This is a genomic window from Okeania sp. SIO2C9 (genome assembly GCF_010672455.1).
Classification (GTDB): Bacteria; Cyanobacteriota; Cyanobacteriia; order Cyanobacteriales; family Microcoleaceae; genus Okeania.
On the sequence record NZ_JAAHGO010000053.1, the window covers coordinates 50,524 to 62,735 of the forward strand.

The window sequence follows — 12,212 nt, forward strand, 5'->3', positions numbered from 1 at the left end:
CTGGTAAAATCCGATAGACAGCTTCAACTTCCGAGTAGAAACTGTTAAAAATTTATGTTCTTTATTGTAGAGGAAATCATAATTATGGTAGAACACAAACGTATTGGCATCCTTACCAGTGGAGGAGATTGTGCAGGATTAAATCCAGCAATTCGGGCGGTCGTATATCGCGCAATTGGAACTTATAATTGGGAAGTTTTTGGCATTCAGCAAGCTACCCTGGGATTGATGGAACGTCCACCAAAAGCAATCAAACTTGAAATTGAAAAAATCGACCCCTTACTCACAGCAGGTGGTACAATTTTAGGAACTACTAATAAGGGTAACCCATTTGCATTTCCGATGCCAGATGAAACTGTTCGCGATCGCTCTGAGGAAATTATTGAAGGGTATCGTTTATTAGAGCTTGATGCTTTAATTGGTATCGGGGGTGATGGCAGTCTAGCTATTCTTCGTCAACTTGCTCAACAAGGAAATTTGAATCTAGTGGGTATTCCCAAAACCATTGATAATGATGTTAGCTGTACTGAACTTTCTATCGGTTTTAATACTGCTGTCAAAATTGCCACAGAAGCACTAGACCGCTTACATTTTACTGCTGCTAGTCATAGTCGAGTGATGATTCTGGAAGTAATGGGGCGAGATGCGGGACATATTGCTCTCAATGCTGGTATTGCAGGTGGTGCAGATGTAATATTGATTCCCGAAATTCCTTACAAAATAGAACGAATATGTGACTACATCCGCAAACGCCAAGATTTAGGCAAAAATTATTCTTTGGTAATTGTCGCAGAAGCAGTGCGTACTGAAACAGGAGAAGCTGTCACAACTAATGATTCTTTTGGTCAATCTAGGTTTGGTGGTATTGGGCAATATCTAGCTGATAAAATTTCTGCTTGTAGTAGTGCGGAAATTCGTGTCACCGTCTTAGGTCATATTCAACGTGGTGGTATTCCTTCGCCAACTGATCGCTTAATTGCTTCAGCTTTTGGGGTGGCAGCAGTTGACCTCATTGCTGAAGAAAAATACGACCACATGGTAACTTGGCAAAATCGACAGGCGATCGCTGTACCAATTGCAGATGCGATCTCTAAATACAGAGCGGTAGATATTAATGATACTTTAGTTAAAACTGCTCGGAGTATGGGTATTTGTTTGGGAGATTAATGTCAAAAGTAGGGTGGGAAAGTTTTTTCCTGCCCCAAGAATATTTACAGGACTTACGCATAACCACCACATATAGTAGGGGCGAATGGCATTCGCCCCCTACAATTGGTGTATAATTTCACATTTTGCGTAAGTCCTGATTTATTTATTTTCCTTATTTTCTGTTCCCTAAAATCATAACTAAGTTTGGGCATAGTATTATATAGATTAACTCAAAATCTGAGTTTTATATTAGGTATTCCATACTTGTTTTAATCGTTCCCCATCTCCCTCAGAAACTTTCCCAAGACAATATATTAACAAGGATTTTTCCAAGCAATCTAATCGAGTAAAGACGTACCGTTGAAGGTAAACTTATCCATTGTAAAAAGGATATTTGCTACCCAAAATTCACCTACTTGGATAGTTGTCATAAAGACCGTTCTTAGAAACCTACGATTATCTCTAAAAAATCTATGATTTTCTATAAATAATCTGTTCTATTCCTGCTTCTACCTGGCAACGTCGGCGTTATCCAGTCCACAGGCTGTCACGGTCGAACTGACCGCCATAGCTAAATAGATTATAGTAGATAATCATAGATTATGTCAAGCTGTTAATTACCCTCATCTTCTGGAGAATAACTTTTTAGGAATGTTTCATGGTTGCGAGTAATAATTTCTTCGGTTTCTGCTTTAACTGGCTGAATTGTTATTCGCCAACGTCCAGCTCCTACAGTTTCTAATAATGATTCTGGTAGAATTAGTTTTTCACCAGGAGCTAGTTGAATTTCACAAGTTAGGTTAATCAATTCATTTTTCATAATTAAATTATATCAGGACTTACGCAAGGGCACTATATATAGTTTTAAGCCAAAATGGTTCTCTTTGCGTTGGCGCTCCTGATTAGGTTTTCCTTAGCGATCGTCTAAATTACTAGGTGCTATATATAGTTTCTTTGCATAAGTTCTGTTAATATTAAGAGTTATTAATGTGGATATTTTTGTCAGGGTTCTTCATTTAAAACATAAGTTGCAAAAATGTATCCAAATTCTGCAGTTTTGTTTATTTACTCATCTCAAATAACTCGATAATATTGTAAATGTAAGCGAATTTAAAACCTAATTGAACAGAACACCATGATGAAATTACAAAATTTAAAATCTGGAAAAAATGATATTACCTTTAAATCTCAGGGACTAAACCTTTCAGCTCACCTCTACACACCAGAAGGTTTTGATTCAAATGGTAGCTATCCCGCTATTGTCTTTTCGTCAGCCTTTAACCAAGTGAAAGAGCAAACCGGAGCGGTTTATGGTTCTAAACTTGCCGAACGCGGTTATGTCACTATTGTTTTTGACCATATCGGTTATGGCGACAGTGAAGGGAAAATTCGTAACAACGAAAATGCGTTTGTGAAGATTGAAAGCATCCGCGATGCGGTTAGCTTCATGGGTACACTTCCCTTCGTTGACCGTGACAACCTCTTTGGCATCGGCGTTTGCGCATCAGGCGGTTACATGGCTTTGACTGCCACGACAGATAAACGCTTGAAAGTGATTGCCTCTGTGTCCGGCATGATGGGCAATAAGGCCAGCTACTTTGAAGCGATGGATCGTGAGACTGTTACAGCCTTAATTGCTACACAAAATGCAGGTCGTCAAAAAGCCTATGAAACAGGTGTAGTCGAATATGTTGATGCACTTGGCATGGAAGCAGAAGCGGAAGCGGTCAAGAATGGAGCAACACCAAGTGAAGGTTATGATTATTACATGACCAAACGTGCGGGTGCGGAAACTTACCCTAACTACTCGCACCTGTCGCCATCCTTCATGCTTGAAGCTCCAATGCTGGCCGATGCGACAAGCTATGCGCCTTACCTCTACACGCCATACATTTTTTATTATATCAAAGTAAAGCCTACTTTACGTCTGAAGTATTAAAGTTTTATTTGCCTCTAATTTTTTTCAAGTATTAATCTCAATATAGCATTTTTATCATCAATTTGAGATATCTACTCTCCACAACTCCCCCGCAACAACAGATTTTAATTCCCATTGCTTTGCTTTCATTGCCTCCAGGAGTTTCCTAGAAGGACGAAACACAAAAATCTCAGACTCACCTGTAACCATCTGCAAATTTGGCAGTTGAGTCAACAACAACAGTTGTACATTATCATCTAATAGATAACTGAGTGAAATCACATCCCCAATATTTGTATAATCATCACCCACATCGCTCAATAATAGTGGGTAATCACTAGCATTAATTTTTTTTGCTACCTCAGCATTAAAATAACTAGGGGTTTTATTCCACCAAGTATCAGAAACAGCGCTGATACTACAGGATAAAATACTTGCTGTCAATAATATTGCCAAAACTACTCGCCAGAATTTTTGCCCACTAAACAAAGAGAGGCGATCGCCTAACTGATGCGAAACATTATTGCCACCTAAATACCTTGAGAATAAATAAGCAACGGATAAATATATTGCAGGAAAGCAGGAAATCAGATAACGAGTGACAGCAGAGCGTTTTCCACCCCATAACAAATCGGGTATTACTAATATTGCGAAAGGTACAAAAATAGAAGTCAGAATAAATAATTTTGTGGAGTGACTGCAATAACTACAAACTGTATAAACCCCAAAACCAATAATGATTAAAAATGGCAATCTCAGTAAATATGTAGCAATACTGTCAAAGCCAAAATCTAGGTCGATAAATAAAGAAGAAAAACTCAAAATCCACTGTTTTACTAAAAAATTGAAGCCTACTGATACTCTTGCCCAATTTGTAGCATTATAAGCTCTTTGCAGATTATTTATGATTACCAATATCCAGGGAATATAGAGAATTATTATTGCTAATGTAGCAATGAAAAATTTCCCAGGTAATGTTTGAATTAAAAGTTGAATTTTTGAGGAATTATATTTTTTTTGAGAGGAATTTTTCTCTAGATAATTTGATATAAACCAATTACTAATAACAAATACTCCTTGAGCTATCATCGTTAAACCAAAAAACAAATGGGTATATAAACCAACAGCACAAACTATAATGTATAATCCCCAATTTTTCCAATTTGAATAATGCAGAGATTTCAACAATAAAATGCTACTACTCAAAATAATCACAGTAACTAAACTATATTGTCTGGCTGTTTGAGCAAGCAAAATCTCAAAGGGTGATAAAGCTAAAAATGTAGTTGCTAGTAAAGCGTTTAAATGGGAATTAAAAAGTTGCCAAGCTAGAATATATATTAAAGGTAAAGATAATAAACTGATTAGTGCAGGCAAACTACGACATGCTTTTATAGAAGCGCCAAATTGTTGCATCCAAAACCGAGCTATAAAATAATATAAAGGAGAATGATGGGGGTTTTCAATTATCAGAGATTCAAGAGTGTCTTTGAAGGTACTTTCTGGTTTAATATCTTGATACTTTTGCAGTTTTTGAGCAGGAATAATTTCGTTGATAAATTCTGGGCCAAGGTCAGCCATCTTAAAACCTGATGCTCGTAAAGAAGTATATACTTCATCATGCCAATAGACTTTTTTATCGAGGTTGAAAAAACGGAACCCTATGCCTAAAGTTATGGCAATAATCAGTAATATGATTAAGATTTGAGATAAATTTTTCTTTTCAAATTTGAGATAAATCATTTTTTTTATAGGGAAGGAAGAAGAAAGAAGGAAGAAGGTGTTTAGTTATCTAGAATATCAAGAAAAATCTGGCGTTGTCTGAGTTTTAAGCTTTTGATATCTCCTAACCTTTCCTTCGACTCAAAAACGAGAAATAGAAATCTTAAAAAATCCACAAATAGTATCAGGAGAAAATATTTGACCAGGATTTGTCTTAGATTTAGCAGTTATCTGGTAATGTAAAATTTCTGATGTCATTTAGAAAGAAAAATATAAGTAATCCACCATCTTATCAACGGTAAATTACTTATACTTTAATAACTCAAAATTTTAGTTTTATCAGGTATTCCATACTTGTGTTAATTTTTCTCTATCTGCTTCAGAAACTTGCCCAAGAAATATAGCAAAGTGTAATTTAGTTATTTTTTGAGATAATTCCTAACACAAAATCCCCCTGATTCACAGAATGATTTGTAGAATTATCTAAAATCACACCATCTGTTTCGGCAAAAATATCTATGACTTTTGGCAACTCTCTATTTTTGTTGAAATTCAATATTTGATAAATTCGCTGATTTTGCTTAACCACTCTACCAGGTTCAACTCTATTTTGTATCATGCCACCCACAGGAGCATAGTAACTTTTCATTCCTTTTCTAGAAATTAAATTTATGTGATGAGATGCTGTTTCAGCTAAGGGAAATTCTGGAATTTTTAACATTCCTTTATTCGCTAAATAATTTTTCACTCCCCGAATACCTTTTTCCACTGATTCAGGATTCATTTTCATTCCCGAACCTAATTCTAACGTCCATGATTCGATGTCAAATTGAATCGCTTTTCCTAACTTTTTCAAACTTCTTTCTAATGCCAACCAAGGTTTCAAAAATGCCTCATCAAAAGCATCCCCATCATATTCACCATCGCCCATTAAAATCCCATAATCTAAAAGAAACAATTTAGCACTTTCTTCCCTACCATGAAAGCAATAAAAATAATCCAAACTTTGATTAGTAGAACTGTGTAAATCTATTAAATAATCCGCATCTAAACATAATGATTGAAGTTGATATCTATAGTATTTATAAAAAGGTACGCTACTTGGAGAATTTATTTTTTCTGACTGCTGATGAAAACTATCTAAAATTTGCTGGCGATAATTATTTTGAATCTCAATTTCCGTTAAATTAATTTGAGATTTAGCAAAAGCTTCTAGATCGATATCTTCCTTTTCATAATCCCAAAAAATTCGATTCCAATCCTTACCATCATAACTATTATATCTACCCGAAGAAAATTGATGCGATCGCATATTAACTCCTTCAGGATTACACACAGGAACTAACAATATTTCTCCTATTAGTTGACTATTATCCAGAGTCATTAAAAATTTTATTAGATGATGAATAACAGCATTACCACTAATTTCCGCACCATGTAAATTTGCTTGTATATAAGCCTTTTTCCCAGTTTGATTTCCAGTAAATTTATAAACTTGTAAATAGAGAATATCCCCAGAAGCAAGTTGTTTTAAAGGTATAGTAGAAATTATTGGTTTCATCGCATTTTTTGAGGTAATAGACAACAGTTAAAATATTAATCTAACAGGAATTACACCGTACCGCTACATATAGTTTATAATTTGGTCATTATTGCCGATCTAACCACTACAATTAGCGCCGTTATGTAAGTCCTGTCTAAGCTGTTGTGCATTTAAACCAATTATTTGTTGTGTGCCTAATTACAGCGCTTTTCATTTAAGTAGACTACAAAATTCTTTTGGTTTAAGGAGTAGGGAGTAGGGAGTACACAGTAGGAGAATGCTTTGCCCACTGTAGTCTATCTATTTGAAAACCGCTGTAAAAGGACAACTCTTATTAATTCTGACTTCTGACTTCTAACTTCTGACTTGCTAAGAAGTATTTTAAATGCGTCTTATACCAATTCCATAAAATATTGCTACAGTGACGACACAGGGAACAGGGAACAGGGAACAGGGAACAGGGAACAGGAAACAGGGAACAGGAAAACATGATAAAAGGTGGAAACTTTATAATTTATGGAATTTTGATTTTTTTATTTTAGGAATAAATCACAGATTAAGATGTAACTGCCTTTTTTGAATTTGGTATTAGCTTACCGAATAATTATTGCTCTGCTGATTAAATATCAAAGCATTGACTGACATTGGTTTCAGCCTTTTTTAGTCGAAAAAATGCAACCTTTTCGGTCGCTCAAGCTCAAAAAGCTAGTATTTCGGGATAATTATGGCAAAAAAATCAAGGGACAATTTTTGCGACTACCTCGTCTATAATTTCCATTTCTCCTGTCTCCTGTCTTCCCCTCCACGGTCGGGGGAGGGGCGAGGGGTGGGTTGTCTCCTACCCCTGCAAAAAGACTTTCCATACGCAAACCCATTATTAATTATTAATTGTTGAACAGCTTCTTAAATTTATTCTTGCCCTTCTCAACTCTTCCTATTCCTAAAGCTCCAACCCCTAATATACTAAATATAGATATAGGTTCAGGAACAGATTTACTATCATAAATATTCTCTTGGGTAAGTGCAATAGCATCTATTTTAGTAGGTTCCCTTCTTGTATCTCTTCTTAATAAAATATTAATAGACTCAAAGCTTACAGACTCCTCAACTCCATATATATAATCCCCAGTTTCTTCATTCTGACCAGTAACGTATCTCCATTGTGATGAATTTACTACCAGAGGATCGCCTATTAAATCCCATTCACCATTATTTAAAAAGAAAAGCTCAACCTCAACCTGCTGGTCTATTTCCTCAACCCTCATACGGTAATCTGTTACAGAATTATTTTGACTATCTAACTTCATAAAAGCAAACTCAGAACTATCACGCTGTTCTGGTTCCACCCCAGGAGTAAAATCTGGATCTGCATACAGTCTTGTGAAACCTGGTTTACCACGTTCTTGAGGGCGCATCCAAGCTCTAAGTTCCGCATTTTCCTTAACCTTGTTAAAACCTGTTGGACAGGGAGAACCATCTTCTCCGAGAATAATTTCAGCATCGTCATCGCCTTTCCCGTTCCAACAAAATAGTGGGTTCTCCGCGTATTCTAAAGCAGGAATATAAGCATTTCTCTCTTGTTTAGCACCTTCTGGAAAAATTGCGCTCCAATACAAATTAATCGCACCGTTACTGGGACTAAGGGAACCTATTCCTAAGTCTACTAAATTAAGTGATGCAGTTTGAAAATCAGCATCTGGAATTAAATAACCTGAATCAATACGAACATTTGAAGGTAGTTGCCAATTGCCTTGACTATCAAAATCATCATTTAATAAAACTGTCTCATCTGAACCAAATTTAAAATCAAAAGCAAAGGTTCTTTCAGAAAATATTGCCATGCTTGCTATCAAAAGTGGAGTCAATAAGTAATGTTTAATTTTCATTGATTAGTAAATTACATTTTTTCACTTATTTATATACTATTGCTAACCAAACAAATAAATCAATAACAAATTAACACCTTTACTGAATCTTCATATAGTCAGTTGATGGGAATTTAATTTGACTAATTCAAGATATAGAATTACGCAAATATGTTAGGACATACCTCTATTCCCTGTTCCCTCACAGGAGTGCGCATTCCCTATGTTACTTGGCATTCCCATGGAGAGGAAATTATTCCCTACGGGACGCTTGCGCGTTTTCCTACCGAGTGCTGGGCAAACATCTTGAGGAGCAAAACCCCGGGTTCCGACCACTTGCGTCTGTCGCTGACGTGGGGTCGCACCGCTGTTCCCTTATAGAACCCAAATGGGTTCTATTTAAAAATATAGGGGGAGTGTGGGTAGATGATGAATCTGGAGGCTAATTTACCGAAAAATTGGGTTTAAAGCCTCCCCCTTTTAGGGGGACTTTATGTTATGATCGAAACAGCGCAAAGGTATTCAACCGCTCTAAAAACCTATAGCTACTTAACTGTAGCGTTTGCACCTTGAAAACTAGAGTTATGGGGTTTTGCACAGGAATGCTTGTGCATGGAAAAGCTCTAAGCATCAAGTACCAGAGAACCAATTTTTTTAGGTTTAAACTGTACCGTAGGGCATACGGGAACAGGCTCTTGGAATAGAGCAAACGCTTGGGGAGAGAACCATCTCTGGCTTAGGTATCGTAAGGTATCTGATTTAAGTGGACTCATTGTTGGCGTAGCCTTGCGTCAGCAAACCAAGAATCCTGGTTTCAGGAGAATCCCCGCACCTTTAGGTCGGGGAGGATGTCAAACCTTTTCCCCCTATTCTATTTCTCGAACTCCTGAGTTCTGACTCCTGACTCCTGTGCCAAAAACCCGTACCGCTTGCAAAGATATCAAATGGCTTCTATAGAACCCCTGATCGTATCTTCATAAATATTAAATTTTTCTAGCTAGGAGACAGCTATACAGGAGACAGGAGACAGGAGACAGGAGACAGGAGGGAAGAGGGAAGAGGGAAGAGGGAAGATGTGGGGAGAAATAATACAAAAAATTCAACACTCCTTTTCAGATTTTTCCTCACTCATTGATGCGCGAAAAGACTTGGCTACCATAATTATATAGATCTCAAATGGCTTCTATATGAAATTGGGGCGTTGGTGATTTGAGGTATGATATCATGTCCCGATGAGAGGGCGTTCAAAAAACTTTCTCCTTATACTCCTGTTTCTTCTTCTTTCTTCCCTCCTGACTAAGTCCTCCTGAGTACATCTCCTGGGAGGGGGAGGGGCGAGGGGTGGGTTGACTCCTAAGTAATTAAGATTAATATCATACACGCTATTCAGCAACGCCAAAAATTACTATTAAGCCATCACCATTCCCCCATCCACATTAAATACTTGACCTGTAATATAATTAGCAGCACTATCAGCAGCTAAAAACTTAATCATACCCGCTACTTCTTCTGGTGTACCATAACGACCGAGAGGAATAAATTTGATAATTTCCTCAGAATTTTTCAAGTCCTTAGTCATATCAGTCTCTATAAACCCAGGGGCAACCGCATTTGCTGTAATTCCACGATTCGCAAGTTCTTTTGCTACACTTTTAGTAAAGCCAATAACCCCTGCTTTAGCTGCACTATAATTAGACTGGCCAGGATTACCCATTTGTCCAGTTACTGAAGCAATATTAATAATACGACCACTCTTTTGTTTGAGCATAATTTTGCTAACGGCACGGGTACAGAGAAAGACCCCTGTCAAATTTAGGTCTATTACTGACTGCCAGTCATTGGGTTTCATCCGCAAAAGCAAAGTATCGCGAGTAATACCAGCATTATTTACCAAAATATCAATGCGACTCCATTTTTCCATCACTTCTTTGACGAGGGTATCAACCTCTTCAGCTTTAGAAACATCTGCTTGAAGTGCCATCCCATTGCCACCCGCAGCAACTATTTCTGCCACTACTTCCACAGCCGCTCCACTAGAGTTAGCATAGTTAACAACTACATTTGCCCCTTCCATTGCTAATGCTAAAGCTGCTGCCCGACCAATTCCTCTAGATGCACCTGTGATTATTGCTACTTGTCCTTTCAAACGCTGTAATGTTTCGGGTAATGCCTCCATAATCAAATCCTTTTCTATATGGTTTAAACTAATTTATCTTAGGGGATTATGGCTTGTTGAGTTAAGCTAATATAGTGCTACGCGCAAGGCAACAGGCAACAGCTTATCTGGCAATAGGGGAATACAAAAGGGTTTCAGCTTTTATTCATTTTAAATACCTTAATGCATAGCGCTATAATTTATAGGTTAAGTATATATTTTCTCAAGATGGCAATTAAAAAGCAGTTTAATAGTTTTGATGAATTACTCGCTAGTTCGGAAATACCTGTTCTGGTGGATTTTTATGCAACTTGGTGTGGCCCTTGTCAAATGATGGCCCCTATTCTCGAACAGGTCAATCAAAAAATGAAAGATCGACTACGGATAGTTAAAATTGATACAGATAAATATCCCCAGTTGGCATCAAAGTATGGCATTCAAGCTTTGCCAACTTTGGTTTTGTTTAAAAATGGTCAGCCAGTAGAGCAGATAGAAGGGGTTATACAAGCACAACAGTTAATTGAACGCTTAGAAAATATTGTCTAAATTTAATTAAATATTCTTGAAGAAATAGACATAATTATGATTGAGGTGAATAGCATATTTATACTTACATTAAAAGTAAAAATCTGCTAAGATACCAGCTAAGTTGATAATAGTAGAAAGATATTATTTTTAAGTTGAAATTCTTGTGATCAAATATACAAATGTTCATTACCTAAATAACACGGGAGCATGAAAGCCATCGTCTTTTAAGCGATTGATGAAAGGCGAGGAGTCGGATTTTAATCCGATGTATTTTATTTGACTAAAAAGCAACATTGAAGGCCCCCGTGTTTTAACCGGTGGATGAAAACAACCTAGTCGTTTAGACTAGACAACTAAAGTGGTCTTGTGCTATTATTACTCACAATAAAGCCATCCAACCCTCGTTTCAAATGTACTCTTGTCAGCAAGTTTTAGTAGGTAAAAATCCCGAATTAATTGCTATTTTAATATTCTTGTGTGAACAGTCTCACAAGCTTACTAACATGGGAATATATTATGGTCGGCAATTATTTTTTAAGTATTACAAAACTCTGGGCAAGTTTGACTTGGAAAAGGTCTACAAAAAGAACTATCATTACAAAGTTTTACATTCTCAAGCAGCACAACAAATATTGAGAACTGTAGCTGAATCATTTAGGTCTTATTATGGTCTTATTATTGCCTATAGTGAAGGAAAAGTATCAGATAGACCAAGGATTCCTAACTACAGAAAAAAAGGGGGAATGACTACAGTTAGTTACCCCAAGCAAGCATTAAAACTTAAAGGTAATCAAATTAGAGTGCCACTAGGTAATACCTGTAAGCGCTGGTTTGGTCTAGATTGTTTTTATATTCCTATGCCGAGTAATCTCGAATTTTTATCTATTAAAGGACTGAGAATATTACCGAGAAACAAATGTTTTTATTGGGAGTTTGTCTATGAAAAAGAAGTAGTAGTTAAACCTCAATTAAATCAAGAAAATGTCTTAGGAATAGACCACGGAGTCAATAATTGGTTGACCTGTGTATCTAATGTAGGTACAAGCTTAATTATAGATGGTAAACATCTCAAATCAATTAATCGTTGGTACAACAAACAAGTATCAACTATTAAAGAAAATCAACCGACTGGATTTTGGTCAAATAAATTAGCTGCTATTACAGAAAAGTGTAACCGCCAAATGCGTGACGGTATCAATAAAGCCGCCAGAATAGTCATTAATCATTGTTTAAAAAATCAGCTCGGTACAATTGTTTTTGGTTGGAATAAAGGTCAGAAAAATCAAATAGAATTAGGAAAAAAAAGTAATTCAGAATTTGTACCAATTCCCA

9 protein-coding genes are annotated in these 12,212 nt (G+C 36.5%); 4 read left to right on the forward strand and 5 right to left on the reverse strand.

Translation table 11 applies throughout. The features are described 5' to 3' along the window. Positions 1-84 precede the first annotated feature (84 nt). Positions 85-1,167, forward strand: coding sequence for an ATP-dependent 6-phosphofructokinase (locus tag F6K23_RS29000; protein ID WP_293162201.1), 1,083 nt, complete (start codon positions 85-87; stop codon positions 1,165-1,167). A gap of 595 nt (positions 1,168-1,762) precedes the next feature. Here the strand turns inward: F6K23_RS29000 and F6K23_RS29005 are convergent. Beyond that, positions 1,763-1,969, reverse strand: a complete 207-nt coding sequence (locus F6K23_RS29005) for a hypothetical protein (protein WP_293162203.1) — start codon at positions 1,967-1,969, stop codon at positions 1,763-1,765. Positions 1,970-2,284: 315 nt separating this feature from the next. Here F6K23_RS29005 and F6K23_RS29010 point away from each other — a divergent pair, with 315 nt between their 5' ends. Beyond that, positions 2,285-3,088, forward strand: coding sequence for an alpha/beta hydrolase (locus F6K23_RS29010; protein ID WP_293162205.1), 804 nt, complete (start codon positions 2,285-2,287; stop codon positions 3,086-3,088). A 57-nt stretch (positions 3,089-3,145) separates the two neighbouring features. Here the strand turns inward: F6K23_RS29010 and F6K23_RS29015 are convergent, their stop codons facing one another. The 4 genes from F6K23_RS29015 to fabG form a co-directional block, all read right to left on the reverse strand. Next, the gene (locus tag F6K23_RS29015) at positions 3,146-4,810 is read right to left on the reverse strand and encodes a glycosyltransferase family 39 protein (RefSeq protein WP_293162207.1); all 1,665 of its coding nucleotides are present in this window, start codon (positions 4,808-4,810) and stop codon (positions 3,146-3,148) included. Positions 4,811-5,204: 394 nt separating this feature from the next. Beyond that, positions 5,205-6,350 carry a succinylglutamate desuccinylase/aspartoacylase family protein gene (locus F6K23_RS29020; protein ID WP_293162209.1) on the reverse strand — a complete coding sequence of 382 codons (1,146 nt, stop codon included), beginning with the start codon at positions 6,348-6,350 and terminating at the stop codon, positions 5,205-5,207. 866 nt (positions 6,351-7,216) lie between these two features. Beyond that, on the reverse strand, positions 7,217-8,218 hold the full coding sequence (locus F6K23_RS29025; RefSeq protein WP_293162211.1) for a hypothetical protein: 1,002 nt from the start codon (positions 8,216-8,218) through the stop codon (positions 7,217-7,219). Between the two features lie 1,387 nt (positions 8,219-9,605). Then, a complete protein-coding gene (gene fabG / locus F6K23_RS29030) occupies positions 9,606-10,373 on the reverse strand; it encodes a 3-oxoacyl-[acyl-carrier-protein] reductase (RefSeq protein WP_202225405.1) in 768 nt (255 codons plus the stop codon). Between the two features lie 207 nt (positions 10,374-10,580). On the opposite strand from fabG, the gene trxA reads away from it, so the two are divergent. Next, positions 10,581-10,898, forward strand: coding sequence for a thioredoxin (gene trxA / locus F6K23_RS29035; RefSeq protein WP_293162214.1), 318 nt, complete (start codon positions 10,581-10,583; stop codon positions 10,896-10,898). A 392-nt stretch (positions 10,899-11,290) separates the two neighbouring features. Next, positions 11,291-12,212: transposase (locus F6K23_RS29040; RefSeq protein ID WP_293162216.1), on the forward strand; the 922-nt coding region annotated here is incomplete at its 3' end.

Coding starts and splice junctions, on each gene's coding strand:
- F6K23_RS29015 (WP_293162207.1), bottom strand. CDS start 4,810: ATGATTTATCTCAAATTTGAAAAGAAAAATTTATCTCAAATCTTAATC.
- trxA (WP_293162214.1), top strand. CDS start 10,581: ATGGCAATTAAAAAGCAGTTTAATAGTTTTGATGAATTACTCGCTAGT.
- F6K23_RS29000 (WP_293162201.1), top strand. CDS start 85: ATGGTAGAACACAAACGTATTGGCATCCTTACCAGTGGAGGAGATTGT.
- F6K23_RS29010 (WP_293162205.1), top strand. CDS start 2,285: ATGATGAAATTACAAAATTTAAAATCTGGAAAAAATGATATTACCTTT.
- F6K23_RS29020 (WP_293162209.1), bottom strand. CDS start 6,350: ATGAAACCAATAATTTCTACTATACCTTTAAAACAACTTGCTTCTGGG.
- F6K23_RS29005 (WP_293162203.1), bottom strand. CDS start 1,969: ATGAAAAATGAATTGATTAACCTAACTTGTGAAATTCAACTAGCTCCT.
- F6K23_RS29025 (WP_293162211.1), bottom strand. CDS start 8,218: ATGAAAATTAAACATTACTTATTGACTCCACTTTTGATAGCAAGCATG.
- fabG (WP_202225405.1), bottom strand. CDS start 10,373: ATGGAGGCATTACCCGAAACATTACAGCGTTTGAAAGGACAAGTAGCA.